The organism is Candidatus Phytoplasma sp. AldY-WA1 (assembly GCF_020312115.2).
GTDB classification, from domain to species: Bacteria; Bacillota_I; Bacilli_A; order Acholeplasmatales; family Acholeplasmataceae; genus Phytoplasma; species Phytoplasma vitis.
Genome location: NZ_JAHRHX020000012.1, coordinates 1 through 22,220 on the forward strand (window position 1 = coordinate 1; position 22,220 = coordinate 22,220).

The 22,220-nt window shown below is 23.3% G+C and carries 23 protein-coding genes and 2 pseudogenes; 3 read left to right on the top strand and 22 right to left on the bottom strand.

Annotation, left to right across the window (positions count from 1 at the left end; genetic code table 11):
- On the top strand, positions 1-751 hold a 751-nt coding region (locus KTO59_RS01750; protein WP_284928333.1), incomplete at its 5' end, for a DUF2963 domain-containing protein.
- Between the two features lie 145 nt (positions 752-896).
- On the opposite strand, the gene KTO59_RS04535 is transcribed toward KTO59_RS01750, so the two are convergent.
- Positions 897-1,544 (bottom strand): DUF2963 domain-containing protein, encoded by a 648-nt coding sequence (locus KTO59_RS04535; protein WP_445083512.1) that lies wholly within the window; start codon positions 1,542-1,544, stop codon positions 897-899.
- Between KTO59_RS04535 and KTO59_RS01755 the strand changes: the two genes are divergently transcribed.
- A complete protein-coding gene (locus tag KTO59_RS01755; RefSeq protein WP_284928334.1) occupies positions 1,435-1,692 on the top strand; it encodes a hypothetical protein in 258 nt (85 codons plus the stop codon). The genes KTO59_RS04535 and KTO59_RS01755 overlap by 110 nt on opposite strands.
- 150 nt (positions 1,693-1,842) lie before the next feature.
- Here KTO59_RS01755 and KTO59_RS01760 read toward each other — a convergent pair whose 3' ends face one another.
- From KTO59_RS01760 to KTO59_RS01785, 7 genes and pseudogenes are all read right to left on the bottom strand, one after another.
- On the bottom strand, positions 1,843-2,145 hold the full coding sequence (locus KTO59_RS01760) for a hypothetical protein (protein ID WP_284928335.1): 303 nt from the start codon (positions 2,143-2,145) through the stop codon (positions 1,843-1,845).
- On the bottom strand, positions 2,142-2,729 hold the full coding sequence (locus KTO59_RS01765; RefSeq protein ID WP_284928336.1) for a hypothetical protein: 588 nt from the start codon (positions 2,727-2,729) through the stop codon (positions 2,142-2,144). The genes KTO59_RS01760 and KTO59_RS01765 overlap by 4 nt, the downstream gene beginning before the upstream one ends.
- A 919-nt stretch (positions 2,730-3,648) precedes the next feature.
- Positions 3,649-3,897, bottom strand: coding sequence for a hypothetical protein (locus tag KTO59_RS01770; protein WP_284928337.1), 249 nt, complete (start codon positions 3,895-3,897; stop codon positions 3,649-3,651).
- A gap of 1,998 nt (positions 3,898-5,895) precedes the next feature.
- Entirely contained in the window at positions 5,896-6,081 is a 186-nt protein-coding gene (locus tag KTO59_RS01775; protein ID WP_284928338.1) for a hypothetical protein, read from the bottom strand.
- Entirely contained in the window at positions 6,081-6,212 is a 132-nt protein-coding gene (locus KTO59_RS01780) for a DUF2963 domain-containing protein (RefSeq protein WP_284928339.1), read from the bottom strand. Before KTO59_RS01780 ends, KTO59_RS01775 begins: the two co-directional genes overlap by 1 nt.
- 36 nt (positions 6,213-6,248) lie before the next feature.
- Positions 6,249-6,347: pseudogene (locus KTO59_RS04540) on the bottom strand (DUF2963 domain-containing protein); the annotation flags it as partial.
- A 602-nt stretch (positions 6,348-6,949) separates the two neighbouring features.
- Positions 6,950-7,081, bottom strand: a complete 132-nt coding sequence (locus tag KTO59_RS01785; RefSeq protein ID WP_284928340.1) for a hypothetical protein — start codon at positions 7,079-7,081, stop codon at positions 6,950-6,952.
- Positions 7,082-7,328: 247 nt separating this feature from the next.
- On the opposite strand from KTO59_RS01785, the gene KTO59_RS01790 reads away from it, so the two are divergent.
- Positions 7,329-7,520 carry a hypothetical protein gene (locus KTO59_RS01790; protein WP_284928341.1) on the top strand — a complete coding sequence of 64 codons (192 nt, stop codon included), beginning with the start codon at positions 7,329-7,331 and terminating at the stop codon, positions 7,518-7,520.
- A 139-nt stretch (positions 7,521-7,659) separates the two neighbouring features.
- On the opposite strand, the gene KTO59_RS01795 is transcribed toward KTO59_RS01790, so the two are convergent.
- The 14 genes and pseudogenes from KTO59_RS01795 to KTO59_RS01855 form a co-directional block, all read right to left on the bottom strand.
- Positions 7,660-7,977, bottom strand: a complete 318-nt coding sequence (locus KTO59_RS01795) for a hypothetical protein (protein ID WP_284928342.1) — start codon at positions 7,975-7,977, stop codon at positions 7,660-7,662.
- Between the two features lie 160 nt (positions 7,978-8,137).
- Complete coding sequence (locus KTO59_RS01800) at positions 8,138-9,328, bottom strand: AAA family ATPase (RefSeq protein ID WP_284928343.1); 1,191 nt, start codon at positions 9,326-9,328, stop codon at positions 8,138-8,140.
- Between the two features lie 101 nt (positions 9,329-9,429).
- Positions 9,430-9,579, bottom strand: coding sequence for a hypothetical protein (locus tag KTO59_RS01805; RefSeq protein ID WP_284928344.1), 150 nt, complete (start codon positions 9,577-9,579; stop codon positions 9,430-9,432).
- A gap of 239 nt (positions 9,580-9,818) precedes the next feature.
- Positions 9,819-10,031 (bottom strand): hypothetical protein, encoded by a 213-nt coding sequence (locus KTO59_RS01810; RefSeq protein ID WP_284928345.1) that lies wholly within the window; start codon positions 10,029-10,031, stop codon positions 9,819-9,821.
- A gap of 238 nt (positions 10,032-10,269) precedes the next feature.
- Entirely contained in the window at positions 10,270-10,872 is a 603-nt protein-coding gene (locus tag KTO59_RS01815; RefSeq protein WP_284928346.1) for a hypothetical protein, read from the bottom strand.
- A gap of 697 nt (positions 10,873-11,569) precedes the next feature.
- A complete protein-coding gene (locus KTO59_RS01820; RefSeq protein WP_284928347.1) occupies positions 11,570-12,016 on the bottom strand; it encodes a hypothetical protein in 447 nt (148 codons plus the stop codon).
- Between the two features lie 988 nt (positions 12,017-13,004).
- On the bottom strand, positions 13,005-13,892 hold the full coding sequence (locus tag KTO59_RS01825; protein WP_284928348.1) for a hypothetical protein: 888 nt from the start codon (positions 13,890-13,892) through the stop codon (positions 13,005-13,007).
- A gap of 954 nt (positions 13,893-14,846) precedes the next feature.
- Positions 14,847-15,020, bottom strand: a complete 174-nt coding sequence (locus KTO59_RS01830) for a hypothetical protein (protein WP_284928349.1) — start codon at positions 15,018-15,020, stop codon at positions 14,847-14,849.
- Positions 15,021-15,207: 187 nt separating this feature from the next.
- Positions 15,208-15,849 (bottom strand): hypothetical protein, encoded by a 642-nt coding sequence (locus KTO59_RS01835; protein ID WP_284928350.1) that lies wholly within the window; start codon positions 15,847-15,849, stop codon positions 15,208-15,210.
- Positions 15,842-19,321 (bottom strand): hypothetical protein, encoded by a 3,480-nt coding sequence (locus KTO59_RS01840; protein WP_284928351.1) that lies wholly within the window; start codon positions 19,319-19,321, stop codon positions 15,842-15,844. Before KTO59_RS01840 ends, KTO59_RS01835 begins: the two co-directional genes overlap by 8 nt.
- Before the next feature lie 963 nt (positions 19,322-20,284).
- Positions 20,285-20,494: a hypothetical protein gene (locus KTO59_RS01845; protein ID WP_284928352.1), complete on the bottom strand. Its 210-nt coding sequence runs from the start codon at positions 20,492-20,494 to the stop codon at positions 20,285-20,287.
- A gap of 372 nt (positions 20,495-20,866) precedes the next feature.
- Positions 20,867-20,965 (bottom strand): AAA family ATPase, encoded by a 99-nt coding sequence (locus KTO59_RS04545; protein ID WP_445083513.1) that lies wholly within the window; start codon positions 20,963-20,965, stop codon positions 20,867-20,869.
- Positions 20,966-21,112: 147 nt separating this feature from the next.
- Positions 21,113-21,283, bottom strand: coding sequence for a hypothetical protein (locus tag KTO59_RS01850; RefSeq protein WP_284928353.1), 171 nt, complete (start codon positions 21,281-21,283; stop codon positions 21,113-21,115).
- Positions 21,284-21,553: 270 nt separating this feature from the next.
- A pseudogene (locus KTO59_RS01855) lies at positions 21,554-22,220 on the bottom strand (hypothetical protein); the annotation flags it as partial.

A 22,220-nucleotide genomic window follows, 5' to 3' on the forward strand; every position in this document is an offset into this window, starting at 1 on the left:
TTACTATTCCGACGACAAAACTATTAAGGCAATTGAAGAATATAACGAAAACGAAAAATTAGTTAAAAGTACATTTTACGAAAAAGACGGCAAAACTATTAAGGCAATTGAAGAATATAACGAAAACGAAAAATTAGTTAAAAGTACAATCTACCAAGACGACGGCAAAACTATTTTGGCAATTGAAGAATATAACGAAAACGGCCAAAAAAATAAAACAACATTCTACCAAGGTGATGGCAAAACTATTTTTACAATCAACGAATACAACGAAAACGAAAAATTAATTACAGAAAAATTCTACGAAAACGATGGCAAAACTATTTTTACAATCAACGAATATAACGAAAACGGCCAAAAAAATAAAACAAAATTCTATCAAGAAGACGGCAAAACTATTTTTACAATCAACGAATACAACGAAAACGGCCAAAAAAATAAAACAACATTCTACGAAAACGACGGCAAAACTATTGAGTTTATTAGTTTTAACGAATACAACGAAAACGAAAAATTAGTTAAAACAACATTTTACGAAAACGACGGCAAAACTATCACACAAATTAACGAATACAACGAAAACGACCAAATAATTAAATTAACAGAATACCAAGAAGACGGCAAAACTATTTTTACAATCAACGAATACAACGAAAACGAAACATTAGTTAAAACAACATTCTACGAAAACGACGGCAAAACTGTTAGTTTTATTGAAGAATACAACGATAACGGAACAGAAAAAAAATAATATGAAAAATACAAAAAATAAAAAATAAAATAAACGTCTGCATTATTCTAAAAAAGTGTAAATAAATTCATTTTTAATACCGAAAAGACTAGTTAAAAAAAACTAGTCTTTTTTTAGTAAAAAGAGTTTTTAAAAATATGCAGTGTTAAAAAAAACATTTACATTTTTTTATAACACTGCATGTTTCTTTAATTTTTTGACCATTAGTATTAAAATCTGTTTTTTTAGCTGCTTTTTTGTTTTCGTTGAATTCAATAATTGATGAAATAGTTTGGCCGTTGGGGTTATAGTGTGTTGTTTTAGTTTTTTGGCCATGTTCGTTGCAATTTATTTTTTTGTTTAAATTTCCATCTTCGTTATATTCTTCAATAAAACTAATAGTTTTATTGTCGTCTTGATAGAATGTTGTTTTGATTTTTTGACTTTTAGTGTTGTAGTGTGTAGTTTCAATTAAATATATACCGTTTTCATTATATTTGTTAATGTAATCAATAGTTTGACCGTCGGAACGGTAGGATATTTCTTTAATTCTTTTTTCATTTTTGTTGTATTCACGGTCGTGACTACTGGTTCCATCAGGGCGATATTCTATGATGTTTTTAATGGTACCGTCAGAGTTGTAGAATGTTTTTTGTTTTTGTTTTTTATTTTCATTTGAATTTTGATTTACAACTTTTGATTCTGTGATTGATCTTCGTGGTGATTCAACTGGTTGTGGTGAATCTTGTTGTTTTAGTGTTACAGTTTGTTTTTGTTCTATTTGTTGTTTTTTATTTTCATATTGTTTTTGTATTGCATTTTGTGATGATTCTATTTGTTGGTTGTTAGTTTCATCTTGTTTTGATGGTTCACTTTGTAATGATTCTATTTGTTGTTTTTTATTTTCATCTTGTTTTTGTGTTTCATTTTGTGATGATTCTATTGTTGGTTTCTTTTTTTAGTCAAAATAAAATAAGTAAAACCAATTAAAATAAAAAAACAAAAGAATATAATAATAATTTTCTTTTGTTTTGTTTTTTTAAATTGTTATTCATAATTGTTTTTTTCCTTTTTTTATATTTATATAAAAATTATAAATTAAATTATAAAAATTAGTGTTTTATAGTTTCTAATTTTTTTGACATTCGAGCACAACGTTTTTGTTTTCTTATATCTTGAACTTTATAAAATTGTTTTGATTTTATAGCATCTTTTCGAGCATCAATTTCATCTAATTTATTTTCGTGAGCAATGTTTAATGTTTCTTGTGTAATAATCATATCTTCTGGTGTTTCGTTCTTGTTTAATTTAGTTTCCAATTCGTTAACAATTTTTATATAACCATCCAATCTCGATTCTCGTTTGTCTTGAATTTTATTATCTACATCATCTTCTTCATCAATTTCTTTTTTCAAATCGATAGATTTTTGTTTATTTCGAAAATCATCAATTTTTTTTGTAAATTCATCAAATTTTTTTTGTATTTTTTAATTGCACGATCACATATATCACAAGTTTTGTCGTATGTATATTTATCCATCATTTTTGGTGTATCATCATCATTGAAATAATCTCTTTTGATCATATTAAAACCACGATGAAATTCGGTTGCTGTAATTGCAATTTTTGCAATCGTTTTTGCGCCCATTTTTATATTTTTTGATACATTTACGAATGCTTTTGCAGTTAATGTATTTTGATAAATTTCAAATCCTTCAAAAAGAGCTTCTTTAACATTTTCAAAATTAAATGCATGTCCTCTATTGTAATCATCACAAGCAAGTTTACATGTTGTTACTGCTTGTAATTCCATATTTAAAACATTAATTTTATTTATCAATTCTAATTGTTTTACTTCTACTTCATCAATTAATTTTTGATATTCGTTTCGACGTTGTTCTACTGTTTTAATTTTATTAAAAATAGTTTGTTCTGTAACAGATAAAGTGTCATATTTACATTCTAATTCTTGTTTGAATTTTTCAACACAAGTTAACATTTCTTTAAATGCTTTATGATCGTTTTCTAATTCTTTAATTTTTTGTTTAATTGGTTGGAATTGTTTGGCAATAAATTGTGATTCGTCAGTTAATCTATCAATTTCTTTTTGTAATAGTTCGCGTATTTGTTCGTCTTGTGTTTTTAAGTTTTTACTTTGTGTTCTTTGTTCTTCTAAATCTAATTAATTGACCGTGCCAAAAACAAATATTTTTATTATCTTTTATTTTATCATCGATTTCTTGGAATGTATTTTCATTTTGTCTAAAGTTCTTTAATTTTTGTTTCTTGTTCTTCAGTTAATGTTATTTTGTCTTGTAATTCTGTTAATTCAATATTGATTTTTCTAATTTATTTTTAATTGCGATTTTGTTCCTTCAAAATTGTCATAGACATTTTCTAATTTATAAAATTATATCATCAAATCTATTAACTGTTATATCAGCGTATTTAGATGATGGATCTTTTCTTATATAAGAAAATGCTTAAATAATATAATTAATACCACAACTGAAATATGTTTTTCCGTGAGATTTGTATATTCCATGAATTAAAAATATAATTGGAATAGTGTAACAAATGAAATTATAATTTTATAATATGAGAATAATAGTTTTAATTTGTTGAAATCATTTATTTTCCTTTTTGTTTTATTTTTTTTAATGTCTTTAGTGTTTTTTTTTTTTTTGTTTGTTTAAAATAAAAGACTCACTTAAATGGAGTCTTTTTTATGTTAGTTTTACTGATCCGTCGAGGGTTGTATTCTGTGATGGTTTAATAACACCATCAGGGTTAAATTCTATGATATTTTTAATTTTCCATTAGGGTAGATAGTAATAGTTTGTTCCTTTGTTTAAATATCCGTTTTCGTTATAGTCGTTGATGTAATCGATGGATTCCATTAAAGTGATAATATGTTTTTAATTATTTTTTGTTATTGTTGTATTCATAAACCAGCAAACAGTTTTACCACCACTGTGGTAGAATAATTTAGTTTGGCCGTTGATGGGGTTATATTCGTCAATTTGTGATAGTTTGACCCGTCGATATAATAACTTGTTTTTGATTAATTGGTTGTTTTCATTGTATTCGTTGATGTAATCAAGTTTACCATTATATTTATAGAAATATTTTATTGTTTTAATTACTTTCGTTTTCGTTGTAGTCATAAATGTAACCAATTTTATTATTATCGTCATAAAACGTTTTTAATTAATTGATTATTTGAGGTCGCGTTCTCAACGATTTTGTGTCCTTCTTTATCAGTGTGTGTTTTTGTGTTTGTTTGTAGTATTTCAGCTGGTTTTTGATGGTGTATTTTGTGATGATTCTAATTGTTGTTTTTGTTTTCAATTTGTTTTTGTGTTTCCAGTTTGTTTTGTTCTATTTGTTGGTTATTAATTTCATTGGTTTTTGTATTGCATTTTGCATTGATTCTATTGTTGGTTTCTTTTTTTTTTAGTCAAAATAAAAACAAAATAAACTAATTAAAATAAAAAACAAAGAATATAAATAATAATCTTTTGTTTTGAGTTTTTAAATTGTTATTCATGATTGTTTTTTTCTTTCTTTCTTTTAATATTTATATAAAATTATAAATTAAATTATAAAATTAATTGTTTTGTAGTTTCTAATTTTTTTAACATTCTAATACAATGTTTTTGTTTCTTATGTCTGTTATTTTTATTATATTATTTTGATTTTAAAACTTCTTTTCTGAGCATCAATTTCATCTAATTTATTTTTCGCGATTAATGTTTAATGTTTCTTGTGAAATCGTGGTTTCAGGTGTTCATTATTATTAAAATTATCTTTTAATTTTGAAACAAGATCTACATAATCATCTAATTTACCCATTTTTGTTCTTTAATTTCTTCGTTTACATCACCGTCTTGTTTCCATTCTCTTTTCAAGTTAACATCTTTTGTTTGTTTTGAAAATCTTCAATTTTTTGTAAAATTGTCTATTTCTTTCGTATTTTTTAATTGTGTCATCGCATCTTTTACAAACACCGTCATATGTATCTTTATTCATCATTTTTGGTGTGTTTATTCATCATTAAAATGTTTCTTTTAATCATATCATGACAGCGATGGAATTCGTGTGCTGTAATTACCAAATTTTGCAAGCGTATTTGCACCGTTTTTGATATTCTTCGATAAATTTGAACGCTTTTTCCAGTAAATGTATTTTGATAAATTTCGAACCCTTCAAAAAGCGCGTCTTTAACGTTTCCAAAACTGAATTCTTGTTTTTATTGTAATCGTCCCATGCAAGTTTACATTGTTTTGCTAATTCTGATTCGAGTTTTAAATATTAATTTGGACATAAGTTCTAATTGTTTTACTTCTGATTCAGCGATTAATTTTGATATTCTTTTCGACGTTGTTCTATTGTTTTAATTTCACCTAAAATTGTTTTTTCATTAACGGTTAAGTCGTCGTATTTGTTCGTAATTCTTGTTCGTACTGTTCGGCACGTTTAACATTTTATTATATTTTCGCGTTGAATTTCTAATGATTTAATTTTGCTTAATTGGATGAGGATTGATTTACAATTTCATGTAGTTCTTTAGTTAATTCGTCAATTTCTTTTTGTAATTGTCTGCTTATCTTCATCTTGTGTCTTTGCTTTTGTTCTTCTTTTGTTTTATTTCATCTTCTTTTTGTTTCTTTTATTTTGTCATTAATTTCTTGAATTTTATCTTTGTTTTTGTCTAAAAGTTCTTTAATTTTTGTTTTTGTTCTTGAGTTAATGTTAAAATCTCCTTGCTAATTCTTTTAATTCAGCATCAATTTTGCTAATTCATCTTTCAATTGTGATTTTTCCTTCAAAATTGTCGTAGTTATTTTCTAATTTATAAATTATATCATCAAATCTATTAACTGTTATATCCAGCGTATTTAGATGATGGATCTTTTTTTCTTATATAAGAAAATAACTTAAATAATATAATTACAACTGAAATAATAATTTTTTCCGTGAAGATTTGTATCCATGAATTAAAAATATAATTGGAATAATTGTAACAAAATGAAATTATAATTTTATAATGTTGAAAAAAATAATATTATTATTGAAATCATGTTTATTTTCCTTTCTTGTTTTTATTTTTAATGTCTTTGCGTGTTTTTTTTTTTTTTGTTTGTTTAAAATAAAAGACTCACTTAAATGAGTCTTTTTATGTTAGTTTTTACTGTTCCATCAGGGGTTGTATTCTGCCATTTTTGTAATGATTCTATCGGAGTTATATTCTGTGATTTTTGCAAAGTCCCATCAGGATTGTATTCTTTGATAGTTTTAGTTCCGTCGGAGTTATATTCGTTGATTGAAAAATTTAATAGTTTGGCCATCAGGGGTTGTAGTGTGTTTCTTTAAAAGTTTTATCAGGATTGTATTCTCTAATTAAAGAAATAATTTGACCATCAAAATAATAGTATGTTGTTTTGGTTTTTGGCCGTTGGTGTATTCGTTGATGAACCAAATATTTTACTGTCAGGACGGTAGCGTGTTTGTTTAGTTTTTGGCCTTTGGGGTTGTATTCGTTAATGTAATTAATATTTTGGCCGTCGTCTTGGTAGACTGTTTGTTTGCAATTCTTTTGCGGTTGGAGTTGTATTCATTAATAATATACATAATAGTTTTGTCGTCGTCTTGGTAGATTATTTTTTCGTAGTGTTTGAATTTGATATTTGTTGGTTTGAACTTGTAGAAAATAACCCAAATAATATAATTAATGCCACAACTGAAATAATAATTTTTTTCCGTGAAGATTTGTATATTCCATGAATTAAAAATATAATTGGAATAATTGTAACAAATGAAATTATAATTTTATAATATGAGAATAATAGTTTTGTTGTTGAAATCATATTTATTTTTCCTTTTTTGTTTTATTTTTTTTAATGTCTTTGCGTGTTTTTTTTTTTTTTATATTTATATAAAAATTATAAATTAAATTATAAAAATTAGTGTTTTGTAGTTTTTATTTTTTTTGTTTTTTTATAATTTAGTTTATTTTTTTAATTGCCTTTGCGTTAGTCTTTTGTTTTTGTGTGCTGGGGTTGGGTGGAAATTGAAACAGCTGATTTTTTTAAAAAATCAGCTGTTTGAATGGGGTTTGTTTTTACTTTGTTGTTATTGTTTATTTATAGTAAAAAACAGCTGTTTTGAAAAACAGCTGTTAATAAAAAAAGACTTTCAATTTGAAAGTCTTTTAAATTAGTTAGTGATTTGGTAAATTTTGTTTAAATTATCAATTACAATTTTTTTGTTTTTTAATGTTGTTTCTTTAAATTCTTCAACTAATGTTTTTTTAGATTTTTCAACATCTTTTAAATTACCTATATACATAGTTTTCTCATTTTCACATCTAGTAAGTTCTCTTTGTACGTTTGTTGATTGTTTTTGTTTTTTTAATTCATTTTTTTTGTTTTCAATTTCATTTAATTTGTTATTAAAATTGTCAATTTCTTTTTGTTGATCTTCTATTTCTTTTTGATCTTCAAAAACGATTTTGTAAAACTTTCTATTTTTTTCTATTTCATTTTTTTCTTTTTCACTTAAATCGATTGGTAAAGAAATATTATTTTGTGAAAAAATGAATTTTGTAATTTCATCAAATCTAATTTGTGAAATAGGAATTTTAGGTTCTGTTTCAGGGTTTGGTGACTCAATTTCTTTTTGTAATTGTTTACGTACTGCTTCGTCTAATTCTTTAGCTAATTGTTCTTGTTTTATTTTTATTTCTGCTTCTTTTATTATTTTTTGTTTTTCTAAATCAATTAATTGACCATTTAAAATTTGAATGTCTTTTTCGATATATTTACATTTTTCCTTAATTTCTTTAATTTTATTTCCATTTTCATCTAGTTTATTTTTGATTCTTTCTTCAACTTCTTGGGTTAATGTAAGAGATTCTTGTAATTCTTTTATTTCATCTTCAATTTTTTTGCTTCGTCATATAGTTTTGCATTCAAACCGTCGTAATTGGTTAAAAGATTATCATATTGTTTAAGTTTTTCATCTAAATGAATAAATGTTTTGGTTGTATATTTAGATGATGATGATTCTTTTTTCGCTATATAGAAAAATAATCCTAATAATAAAATTAACATTGTAACTGAAATAATAATTTTTTTTCGTGAAGATTGGTATATTCCGTAAATTAGAAATATAATAGGTATAATTGAAACAAGTGAAATTATAATTTTATAATGTTGAAAAAATAATATTGTTATTGAAATCATGTTTATTTTTCCTTTCTTGTTTTGTTTTTTTTATTAGTATGATTTTTTTGTTAATTGCTTCACAGTTCTCTCTTTTGTTTTTGTGTTTTGAGTTGTGAGCTTTTTAATATAGTAAAAAATAATAGCTGTTTTTAAAAACAGCTATTAATATGGTTTAAAATTATTTAGATTGAGATGTTAATTCTTTTTCTATTTGATTTAACACATCAATGTTTGGTGAAATTATCATCTTGTATGCTTGTTTTAAATCATCTACTTGAATTGCGGTTTTTTTGTTTTCACCAGTTCCACGATTTCTTGCGAATACACTGACTGTCGTTTTTAAAAGATTTTCGAGTGTACGATTTGCTTTTAAAAATTCTTGTTCTTTTGGTAAACGGTCTAATGATTCGTTAATGACATTTAATAAATAATCTTTTGAATCAGGACAGTATGGATTATTACGTTTTTTGATTAAGAATTCTAACATCTTTTGACGTTCTTCTTTGTTTCCTGGTTTGACTTCGATATTGTATGTAAATCTTGATTTAATAGCTTCGTCGATTTGTTCGATATGGTTTGTTGCACCGATGACAAAGATTGGTTTGTTTGGATTGTTATCAACTGATGTCATTTCAGTTTTAAATTGGTTAACAACGTTTGCAATTTCGGATCCAGCTTCAAGTGAACCTAAATCAGTAAAAATAGTTTCACATTCATCTAAAAAGATAATTGCTCCGTTATTTTCTTTAGCTTCAGCTTCTTTTCTTGCTGCTGTAAATAAGTCTTGAACCATTTGCGGTGCAAGTCCTTTATATTTTTGAGAGAAGATAGAACTGCTTACTTCGAAAAACGGTAATTTAGTCTCTTTTGCTAATGCTCGAGCTAATGTTGTTTTACCAGTACCAGGACATCCATACATTAAGATTCCTAACGGTGCTTCGACATCTCCGATTCCTTCATAATTTGATTTATTTTTTAAATAGTCTAAGAATCCATCACATGCTGTTAATTCTTCTTTAAATCCGATTAATTTATCAAATGATAAAAATTTCTTAGAATTAGCTGGTACGAAAGTGTGTGCTGGTCCTTCGTCGTCTGGTTGTGATAAATTATCAGCCTTATTTGATGTGTTGTTTGCTGATGATGATTGTAATAATTGTGCTTCTTTTTTCTTTTCTAGTTCATTAATTTTGTATTCAAACATTTTTAATTTTTTTGAATTATTCATTTCAATATGGGTAATTGCGTCATGATGTATGTAAATAAAAATTGACATAATACAAATCATGAAAAATAATAGAAAACTAAAATATTTGTAAAACTTTGATTGTGTTTTTGTTGTAAAGTTTGTTTCTTTGTTTGTTAACATAATTTTTTTCTTTTTTTTGATTTTTATAATTTTATTTTTTTATTTTTTTTAAAAAAATTGTTTAGTTTTTTTAGAATTAAAGAAAATCTTCTAATTCTTCATCAGTTAATTTGTATTCTTGTTTTAATTCCTCGGTTAAATGTTTCAACTTCTGATTCGACATCATCCATAAAATCATCAAATTTTTCATCTATTACATAAAGAAAATTATTTAAACAATCAGTAATATCAATTTTACAATGATATCTCATTGATTCATAAAAAGATTCAAAACGACCACGCCATTTAATTTCGCGAATTGTATATGTTAAATCTTTAAATTTTTCTAATTTTTTAACAAATTCTTTGTTTTTTAGTAATTTTGTTTTTTATTTTCGTTTATTTTTTTCTCCTTTTTTTAATTTATTTAATTTTTGTTAATTGTTTAACATTGTTTTTTTATTCTTTGTTTTTTTGTGTTGAAAATTAAATAGTTATTTTTTTATTTTGATTATTTTTGGTTTTCAATTGTTGTTTTGTTTTCAATTGTTGGTGTTTGACTTTCAGTTTTTGATTCAATTTTTAGATCTATAATTGAAGTTGGTTGAATTCCGTTAGTTCTCAATTCTACAATTATAATTGGTGTATTCGTTGTCGTTGGTGTTGTTTCAGATTTTGGACCGAATATTCCTATAACAAAAACTGTTATTAGTAAAACAAACATTATTAAAGTTAAAATTTTTAATAATGCATCATAAAAACGAATGAATTCCTGAAGTCATACAAAGTCAGAAATGATGTCGGTTAATTGAACGAAAGAACAATTAATTACAACAAACATTAAAGCGAAATGAGACGAATTAACTAGTCAAGAAAAAGGATTAATTAATTGTATTAGTAGTAATTTAAATCAATCTCAAAAAGGATTTTTAAAATTAAAATTAATTTAAATCTAAAATAAATTAATCTTGTTTATTTGCAGTTCCAGTTTGAATAATATCTTTTGTTCCTTCGAACGGTCTACCTTGAGAATCAACTAATTCATATTCAACAGTAACTGTTATTTCGTTTAAATTTTCACTAGCGAAATATCTTTGTTGTGTTTCAACTGTGATTTTGTAGTCTTTATTTTCATCTATTTTTTGACGGTTTGCGTCTTTATAAATTACATCATCGACTAAAAGTTGTGAATTAAATAATTTACTTATTTTATTATTTTCATCATTTTCGTATTTTATTGTTGTTTTCAAAAACATATCTTGTTTGATTTTTGTTCCTTGGTTATCAAGTCTACCGATGAAAGTTTTGATTACTTTATGAGTGTCAGTAGTTGAATTTAACATTGGATAGTCAATTGGAATTAAAAGTTTGTTAACTGAAGGATCTTTTGTTTGAGATTCTGTAACAATTAATCTAGCCAATTTGTTCTGAACGTTTACTTTATGTTCTGTTTTCTTTGAGAAATGTTTAGATATAGCGAATGCGATACCACAAGTTGTTAATACAACTCCAATAAAAATTAATCCTATTTTTGTTTTACCATTATATTTTTTGAAAAAATTCATAAATCTAATTTCCTTTTAGTAATAATTTATTAAATATTAAAATTAAATACATTTTTTATTATATATTTTTATAATTTTTAATGTTTAATAAAGAGTTTTTTATTTTTTTACCATAATTATTTCAGGAATATTTATTTGACGTTTTTGTTTTAATCAGTTAATACTTAATTTTAATGAGATTGATCTTGATTCATTTTTAGTTTCTCCTTTGATTTATTTTGTTAAATAAAAAAGACTCTATAAAAAGAGTCTTTTAAATTAGTAGTTCAAGGTTAACTTTAATCATAATTCTTTATTTTTTTCGGGTGGTCTTGTAGTATGATAATAATGATCAAAACGATTATACTGACCGAAATTACTTTTTATTTCTACAGCTGAATAATCTACACTTTTTTAATATAACATTGTTTCATCCATTTGATAAGTTTCTTGTTATATTATCTAAACAAATCTTCTTTACGTTTCTCATCTTTACAAATAATATGATAAATATTATCTTCGATTTCAAAGATGTTTGTTAATGTAAAATAGTTAAAAGAGAATTTAATGAGATTAGATTCTGATTTTTAATTTTTTGATTTTATTTTCTTTTTTATATATTATCCATTGTAATTATGTAAATTATTATCTATTTTCAATTTGTTAATAGCTTACATTTGAGGGTCAAGAGAATCAAGGGAGATTTATTTCTGTTTTTTCAAGTAATTTTAATTTCTATTTCGTTTTGTTCTTCGTTAATCACTTCATGGTTTTTTGGTTCATATATTTTGATTATTTTATCTTCTTCTTTTATTTTATCTTCTTTTTCGTTTGATATGATCGGTAATAAAATTTTATCATTAATTTCTTTTATTTTATCTTCTTCTTTTATTTTATCTTCTTTTTCGTTTGATATGATCGGTAATAAAATTTTATCATTAATTTCTTTTATTTTATCTTCTTCTTTTATTTTATCTTCGTCATATTTTTCTAATTCAATTTTACTTTGATTTTTTGGTTCTAAATAAGAATGAGGTAAAGATTCTTTTGTATTTTGTTTAACATCTTTTGACTTTATAAAATAAATTATAAGTATTATAATAACTATTATACCAATAGAGATAACAATAGCTAACCAATTTTTTTTAAAAAAATTATTATTCATAAATTTTTGTTTCCTTTTAATAATAATAATTAATTATTGAAATTGAATATTATTATATATTTTTTTACAATTTTTAATGTTTAATAAAAAGTTTTTTATTTATTTACCATAATTATTTCAAGGGAGGAATAGACTATAAAAAGATATTAAAATAAAAAATTATTTAAAATTATTTTTTATTTGCTTTTAAAATTTTCATTTGTAGATATAACTTAAAATGACTTTTTTTTTATTATTTATATAATACATTATTTTTTTGATAAAAAAACAATATATACAATAAAAAATAACCTTTTTAAAACAGGTTTTTATTTTAATAAATATAATTTTTTTGAAATAAAAAAATAAAATTCTCCTTTGTATGATTTAATTTGAAAGACGCGATTCTATAAGGGTTTATATAATTATTGAAACAAGTAAAATTAATTTGTCTTTCTAAATTATTTTTTAATGGTATTTTTTTTAATTTACTTAAATAAAAGTATTTTTCTAACTTATTACACATTGTTTTTATAAATTTATTTGTTGTTCGAATTTGATACCGTTAAAACAAACAATGCAAATTGGAAAGGAAGTATCTTCAAAAGGATTGACTCTATTATAATAATTCGGTTGACGTTTTTTTATCAAAAAAATTTAGCATTAATAAAAGTTTCTGGAACAATTGTGAAATATGGTTTGGTTCGTAGATATTATCTTACTTAACGAAGCGTTATAAAAAAATGTAAATTTTTTTAACATTGTATATTTTTAAAATCACTTTTCGCTAAAAACAAAAAAAGACTAGTTTTTTTAAGTAGTCTTTTCGGTATTAAAAATGAATTTATTTACAATTTTTTAGAACAGTGCGAAATTCAATAATTAAAAAAATAAGATAAATATTATAAAACAAAATTTATGTTAAAAAATATAAATCATAATATCAAAATATTTTTTTAAAAAATTACAATATTAAAACTTATAAATTTAAGTTTAAATGAATTTGTTTTTAATTTTTAAAGTTTACATTTAAATCTAATTTTGAAGGTTTTTCTGGTGGTTTTGTAGTATTATAATAATGATTAGGTAACAATTCTTCAGAAAGTTCAATTGTAGAGACACCCATCACATATGTTATTAGATCAGATGATTTATATTCAAAATAACATTCATTACCTTCTTCATCATAAAAAACGGTTATGTCTTTTTCGCCTTTTCCAAATAATTTTTTTAATTTTTTTATAAGTGATCTATTTTTCGTTTTGAATTTATCTTTTATTTCTGAAATTGGTGGGCATTTTTTACCCTTTTTAATGGGACATTGATTCATCCATTCGATCAGTTGATCCTTATATTGTTTAAATTCATTATTATTTTCACAAATAATATGATAAATTTTATCTTCGGTTTCGAAGATGTTTGTTAATTTCAAATTGTTCCAATTTAATTCAATTTTGTCCAATTCAATCGTTTTACGTTCAATTTTTTCTTCATATTCCCCCCCATAGTTATTTAATTGATTTTCTATTTTATATTTATTAATAGCTTCACGAAGGTCAAGATTATCAGTGGGTAATTCGATTTTTTGGATGTCTTTTTTTGGAAGGTTTTCTATTTTTGTTTCTCTTGATTCTTCATTAATCAATTTTTCGTTTTTTGGTTCGTATTCGACGATTGTTTCATATTCTTTTTTTTCTTCATTATTTTCTTTTGTTTTATCTTCGTTATCTTTTTCTGATTCTTTTGTATTTTCAGATTTTGATTCTAAATCAAAAGAAGATGACGGTTCTATATTTTTTGTAGGATTATTTTTATATTTACAAAACCAAATTATAGCAGCTATTGCACAAAGAGGGATGATAAATAGTACTAGTTTTTTGAAAAAATTATTACCCATAAATTGTATTTCCTTTTTAATAATAAAAATTCAATATTTAAATTGAACATATTTTTATTATATAATTTCAAAATTTTTAATGTTAAATAAAAAAACTTTTTTATTTATTTACTATAATTATTTCAGGTATGTTTATTTGACATTTTTTTTAATCGGTTAATACTTATTTTTAAAGTTAAAAAATAAAATTTGATTAAATAATAAATGAAATAAAAAGTAATAAAATAAAATAGTTTAATATTATAAAAATAAAAATTTTAGATAATAAATGAGATTGATCTTGATTCATTTTAGTTTCTTCTTTGATTTATTTTTTTAAATAAAAAAACTCTATAAAAAGAGTCTTTTCGATCATTAATAAAAGATTACGTTTAAATCTAATTATTTAGGTTTTTCGGACGGTATTGTAGTATGATAATAATGACTAAAAGAATTAAAAGAACCAACAACACCATACCATCGATAAACCAATTGTCATAAATGAAACCAGTGACATATAGTTTATAAACAAATATGTTTTAGATTTACTATCTCCACAAATAATATTATAAATTTTATCTTTGGTTTTGAAAGCATTTAATATCAATAACTAATGATAAGATAATTCAATGTAATTAGATTCTGATTTTTCATTTTCTGCCTTAAATTCTTTTTGTATATTCTCTATTAATTATGTAAATTATGATCTCTTTTCTATTTGTTAATGGATTAATGAGAACAAGAGAATCAGGGATTTTGATTTAAATTTTTTCTTTTTTTCAAAAGCAAAGGCTTCTTCGATGGCAATTTCATATTTTAAGAGGTCTCTAAGATGTATTCAAAGTCGCAATCAGGATATGTTATGTTAAAAGGATTAAGACCAAGTTTAAAATAAACATTGATTAAATATTTTGGGGATTTTTTTCACTTCCATAATAAAAGTTTATCATCACTGCGTTGTACCTTGTTTTATAATCATAAGATGCAACTAAAACACCATCTTAATTTAGGTCGAGTATTTAACCATTGTTGTTGTTGCTCATATTTCGTAGCTATTATCGTTATTAAAGTTTTTAGTTTTGTATCTTTTTTGACATCATTTGGTTTAACAAAGTACCAATATCTTAATGTAATAAAAATTACCCACATACATATAAGAATAGATTTAATAATAAATATTATTAAACATTTTTTGATAAAATTTCTTGTATTTAATATTGGAATGTTAATTATTATTAACGAATATATATATGTCAAAAAATGTTTGAATTAAAAAAAATATAATAAAAAAACAACATAAAAAATATTGTTTTTTATTATATTTTTTTTATTTTTTTTAAGATATTTTTCGTAAAGGATATTTTTTTAAAATATCTTTAATATCATTCGGAAATAAAGTTTTTTTAATCAATAATTTTTCGGCAATTTTAGTTAAAGTAGTTTGATTTAATTCAATTAATTTTTGACATTCTTTGTATAAAAGATCGTAATCTTTTCGTGGTGTAGTAGAATTTCTTTGAACTAAAAAATTTACATTAGCGTGATCACTACCTGAACCCTTACCTACTATATCTTTAGGGATTTGTTTTCTTTTAAATAAGAGATTTTCGGCAGATGTCCCGCCAAAATTAACTAAAGCTTCTGCTTGCCAATTTGGTTCTTTAGTTTTCTTATCAGAATGCCCTAAAATATCTCCGTAAGGTATAATAGTAACTCCTGAAAATTCAAAATATTCAGGATACAAAAGAGTGATAATAGTATGACCTGATTCATGATAACTTGTAATTTCAACTTCAGATAAATTAGTCTTATTTTCTAAAAAATCTTCAGAATTAATATGAAATACTTCAGATAAAAGATTATTAATTAGAACATGATTTTCTGCATATAAAAAAATTGATAAAGAAAGATTTATAGCAAATATCCATAAAAGACAGATGACATAATTTTTATTTTTTATTATAAAATAATTATTCATAAAATTTAACTCGATAGTTTATTTTGATTTGGACATTTAAGTGTATATTTAAAACCAAATAAAAACTTGAGTCTTGGTTTTGGAAAAAAGTATCATTTATTTTTGTTTGGAAATTTTCGGTATTTTGTGAATAAGGATAATTTATAGTATAAATATTTATTGGTTGTTGTTTTTTTTCTTGTGAATCAATATATTTATTATCAATTATTCGTCTGTTAGGAAAGTTTTCATCTAACCAACTGATAAAATCAAATTCTCCTTCACTGATAAAATCAAATTCTCCTTCAACGAAAAATGATTTAGCATCTATATAAATATAATTTTTTTCAAGATTAAGAAAATTTTCTTTATCTAAAATATTTAAATTTTGTTGTTTTTGATATTTTTCTGTTAAAGAAGAATGTTCGTTTTTATTAACTGTTAATTTTGTTTCTAAATCGTTTATTTTTGCTTTTATCTTGGATTTTGCTTCAATCAAGGAATTGTATGTTTCGTCATTCAAGGAATTGATTAAACTGTTTAATGTTTCTTGTCTTTTTTTAACGATCTCCTCATCTTTATTTAAAGAATTAATTCCATTGTTTTTTTCTTTTTGTTCTTTATTATTTAGGTTTGAATAACTTTCAATAATTTGGTTTAATTCATTTAAATATTCTTTGTTTTTTTGAATCTCTATCTCAAATTCTCTTATTTTTTTTTCTTCTTCATGTTGATTTTTTACAATATTGATTAATTCTTCCATATTAGCTTTAAAAATATCTCTGTTTTCTTCTATATGTTTACATAATTTATCTAATTTTTGTTTTTGATCTTTATAGTCTGAAGTTTTCAATTTTTCTTCAAAATTTCGGTTTAAATCTTTTGATTCTATTTTTAATTTGTCTAATATTTTTTTTAATTCAATATTATGATCATTATTAATATTTTTCGGTTCTCGCATTGTTTCGAAATTTTTAATAATTTCGTTTTCCAAATCATAGAAATCAATTAATTGTTCTGTATTAAGTATATAACTTTCAAAATTATCTTTTAACTTCTTTTTATAATTAGCTAAAAATTGTCCAATCCGTTGAATATTATCCAAAGAAAATTCAAAATTTTGTTCTGTTTTACGAGGATAATTAAGACGTAAATAATCTTGAAGTCTTTCATAACAATTATCTATATCTTTATCTTCTGAATTTGTCGAAAAAGAATATTTAAAAGAATATTCAGATTTGTTATTATTTTTTTTATAAACGACATTTCGTTTTTCTATATCTTTTAAAATATCAGACACTGAATTATAATATTTAATTTGTAAATTACTGATGATTTTTAAATATGGATCTAAAATTTCTTTCTTTTTACGCTCATAATAATCTTTATAGGCTTCAATTCTAGTATCAATTATATTCTTATCGTCTATCAAATCAGTTTTTATGACTAAATATGTTTTAACCAATTGTTTTAAATTATCTTTAAGAGTATGTGTTTTGTAATGAGGTTTTTTTTCTAAACAATCGATTTTCTTGTGTAAAGATTGAATTTTATCCTTAAGTTCTATGTTTTCATTCGAAACATTTAAATTATCTTTACAATTATCTATTTTGTTATGATTTACGTTTTTTAATTTTGTTTTTAAAAGAACAATATCATTTTTTAAAGATTTAATTTTTTCATTAATTTTGTCTTTATCCGAAAAATTAATAAAATTAATTAAATCTTTAGCTTTTTCAACAATTGTGTTTATTTCGTTTTTATAAGATTCAGAAGATTTTAAAATATATTCATTTTCAATTTCATCAAGTAAAGATTTAATTTCATCTGCAATTTTTGTTTTTCTGTTTTTTTCATTAATTTCTATATCATTATCCGAAATTTCTATATCATTATCCGAAAAATTAATAAAATTAATTAAATATTCAGCTTCTTCAGTAATTACGTTTATTTCGTTTTCATAAAATTCAGAAGGTTTTAAAATATATTCCTTTTCAATTTCATCAAGTTGCAATTGTAATTGGTATTTTAAAACTTCCGGGTTTTGTAAATAAATAGTTTTTTGATCTATACCTAAAGAACTTGTATCCAATAAAGAACCTGTATCTAAAAATTGTTTTATATTTTGTTTTTGTGTCTGTCTATCTATTTTTAGTTTTTGGCTATTTTTGTCTATCTCAGGATCTACATATCTATTATCGATATCTTTTGTTTGATCTTCTAATTCTTTCTTTAAATATTGTAAATATTGCTGAAGTTTATCTGATAGTTCTTTATATATCTTGTTATATTCATTAAATTTTTTTTTACAATAATTAGATAAATCTTTTTTTTTATTATTAATAATTTCTAAAACATTGATATTATTATCATCTTTTGAGTAAAGACAACTAGACTTAAAAACAAAAGCACTATAATCTAAATACATTTTATATAAATTTTTTTCTGTTTCTAAGACATTGGATAATAAATCTTCATTAATTAATTCATCATTCTTATGAATTATATGTTCAATTAATTCTTTTTTATTTAAACTAGGAATTTCTAAATTATCATTATATAAACTTGTTTTCAAAAGAAATGTTTTTTTTTCACAAAAATCCGGTTTATTAATATCAGGTTTTAACATTTTTTGTAAAAAATCTTTACTATTTTCTAAATTATCATTGAAATCTTTTTCTAATTTGTTTTTTACTGTATCTATCCGACCTAAATATTGAAATAATTCTAAATTATCTTTAAAAAAATTTTCTAATTTGTTTTTTCTTTTTAATTTATTTTCTTCATTATTCTTATATTCATCAACACATTGTTTTATTAATTCCAATAATTCATTGTCAATAACTTTTTCCGATTCAATAGAATCATAATATGAGTAGGATAAAGGTGTAGTTTGTTCGTATAATTCAGTTAATATTTTATAAAAGTATCTTAAATATTCAATTTTAAATTGTAAATTAGTTACTTCTGGTAGATAACTAAAAAGTTGAGTTCGTTTTAAATTTTCTGGATTTCTTTTAGTTAAATGAGATTCGTCTGTATATTTATCATCTATTTTGTTTAAAATAAAATCAAAATATAAATAATAAAAAAAATCTTTATATGTATTACAGTATTTTTTGTTAGAATAATCAATAAATAATCCTAATTCTCTGATATTAGGATTTAAAAAAAATATTTTTTTTTCAAAATCTGTTAATAATTTAAATTCTTCTGATTTAATTAGACTATCTAACTTTTTTTCTTCTTTTTCTTTATAAAAATCCAAAAAATCATCAAAATTTTGTTTTCTTTGATCTTTTTGATCTTGAAATAAATGACAATCTTTTAAAACCTCGAATTTTTTTGCTTCTAACATTGGAGCTATATCATATTTAAAATCGTAAAACATTTCAAAAAGTTTTTCTTCTCTTTGTTTTGTTTCTTGAATACAGTTTTCTTCTTGTTTTTTATATTGTTTTTCATAATTTTCTTTTTCTGAACTGTATATCAAATTACAAAAGAAAATTGAAAAAGAAAAAGAAAAATAAAAAGTAAAAAGAAAACAAAGACGTTTTAGAATATTTTGAAATTATTTGTTTTCATTCATAACTCCTTTTATTTTTTAACAGAATTAATAATTTTTGTAAAAGAAACATGTGTTTAGATCTGAAATATTTTGTATTTGAAAAAAATTATTAACTGCTGTTTTTTCTTCTTCAGTTAATTTTGCATCTTCAATACTTGAACCTTTTCAAAAAAGAATCTTTAAATTATTCTTTCCATAAAAAGATTAATTTTTGTTGTTCTTTTTCTTCTTATTTTTGATTTGTTCACTTGTGATTTGTCCACTTCTGATTTTGTTACATAATATTCATTAATGTCATAAAACTCTTTTTTGATTTCCAAAATATTCTCTAAAAGTTTCTTTCTAAATCAGTTATTTCTATTTAGCATCGCTAATGACGAGCGGCTTTTTCAGCTGCCTTTGTTCATCGATTTCTTTTTACACGACGAGCGGCTTTTTTCAGCTGCCTTTGTTCATCGATTTCTTTTTTTACACGACGAGCGTCTTTTTCAGCTGCCTTTTGTTCATCGATTTCTTTTTTACACGACGAGCGGCTTTTTCAGCTGCCTTTGTTCATCGATTTCTTTTTACACGACGAGCGGCTTTTTCAGCTGCCTTTTGTTCATCGATTTCTTTTTTACACGACGAGCGGCTTTTTCAGCTGCCTTCACCATCATGGCTTTCATTTTTCGCCCTGAAGTTAAATCATAAAAATATTTTTAACTTTTTCTAAAGTTTCAATATCATATAGTGATTGGTCTTCACGATCAGTATAATTTTCTGTAAGAAATTTTCGCCATGCTTCTGTATCTTCGATACATGATTTTCTAAATATAGATCTAATTTATTAAATTCTCTAAAACATCTTGATATGAATTATAAATTTTTTTGTTTTTGTTATTAGTTATATCAGATCGGATTAATAACTGTTGTCTTTAATTTATCGTCTAAAGTTTCTAAATTACCGTTAGGATTATTTTTATCAGATGTTCCTTTTATCTCAGTAGCCCTTAAAGCAGGAATATAATAACCATGTTTAATAGCGATAGCGAATAATTCGGGATTTCTTAAAGCTACGTTCATTTTATTAACAAAATACGAATATAATCTTATAAGCATATTTTTCTATTTTAATTTAAGCATATTCTTAATGACTGCTTGAATGTAACCAAGTCTTTTATCTTCTTGATTGGAGTCACTAACAAATAAAGATTCTGCAACGAGAACGGATAGCTGAATCAATTTTGTCCATGGATTAGTAGCTGCAATAAAGAAAACAGGTTTTTTTATCGGTTTTGACCCCTTCAATTTCTTGTAAAAAGTATTTGTTTTTTTACTATCTCCAGCTTCTAAAAATTGCGCAGTCTTTTTCAGCTCTTGATTTTAAAATTTCTTCCGCTTCATCTACAAAAATACAAGAAGGACTATTGTTTCAGCTTTACGCCAAATATCTTCTATGTCTTGTAATGACAGCATTAGAATGGGTAAAATTCATTTTCGAATCTTCGCAAAACCCTCAGCAAGTGTTGTTTTTCCTGTTCCTGGAGGTCCGTAAAAATAATCCCCATAGGAAAAGGAAGACCTGAAGATTTACCAGTCAACGAATTATATATCTTTTATTGTCTGATGTCCATCTACATATATAATCTTTAATGTACCTTTAATTTCATCAGCACCATAAAAATCATCCAGAGACATAAACCACCACTATTAATTTCTTTAGATCAAGCAATTCTACTAAAGAACTACTAACATCTGATGAATTATTAGATAAAGGTATAGAGTCGGATTATTCGAAGGTGGAAATGAAGGTGGCAAATGAGCCTCATTTTCTTTAGCTGGTGAGCGTAATAAAACGATAACAGCTAAAATAAATGATAAAGAAGTTAATAAAATTAGAACTGCCAAAAACTTATAATGCCGAACCTAAACTTCAAGAATTATTTTGATTTTTATTATGAAGTGTTTCCATAAATTTACCTTTTTTGATTTAAAATTTTAAAAGATTTAAAAATTAATAATTAAAAATTAATAATTAAAATTAATAATTAAAAATTAATAATTAAAAATTAATAATTAAAAATTAATAATTAAAAATTAATAATTAAAAATTAATGATTTAAAATTTTAAAATTAAAAATTAATAATTAAAAATTAATTATGAACTTAATATTTCGTTTATGTTCTTTTTCGTGCGTCCTCTAATGTTTCTTTGATAATTGTGCCGCTTCGGCTTGTCTTTGTAATTAATTCTAATAAAAATTTAGTATATTCTTTCTTCAGAATGTCTTGTAATTCTATTAATTTGTCTTTTTCTATTCTAGAAGATAATGATTCAATTAAATCTTTTATTTGTTTAAATTTATTTAAATATATATCTAATAAAAAAGCATAACCATTTAAATATTTTCTTAATGTTTCGATTTTTTTGTCAACTTCCTCAATATTTGAAACAGTTTTATTTTCTTTTACTGAAATATTTTCATCTCTTATTTCACACATTTTAAGAAATGTTTTTATATAAGTAACCAATTCTTCACAATTTTGTTTTTCATTTGCACCTAATGCGCCACTAAAAATATCTTCAAAACATTTTTTAGATTTTTCGAAAGTATATTTGGTTTTTTTATCTTGCTCATTTTGTTCGAAAATTTTTTTTAAAGTTGGGATTTTTTCTTTTATTTCTTTCAATTTTTTTTGAATTTCTGTTTTATCTTGATCTGAACAAAATTCTGCAAAAAATTCTTCTTGTTTCTTTAAATCTTTTTCTAATTTGTCTAATATTTGTTGTTTTTTTTCATAAACTTCATTTTCATCAGAAATATTTTCATTTTCAGTAATAGGC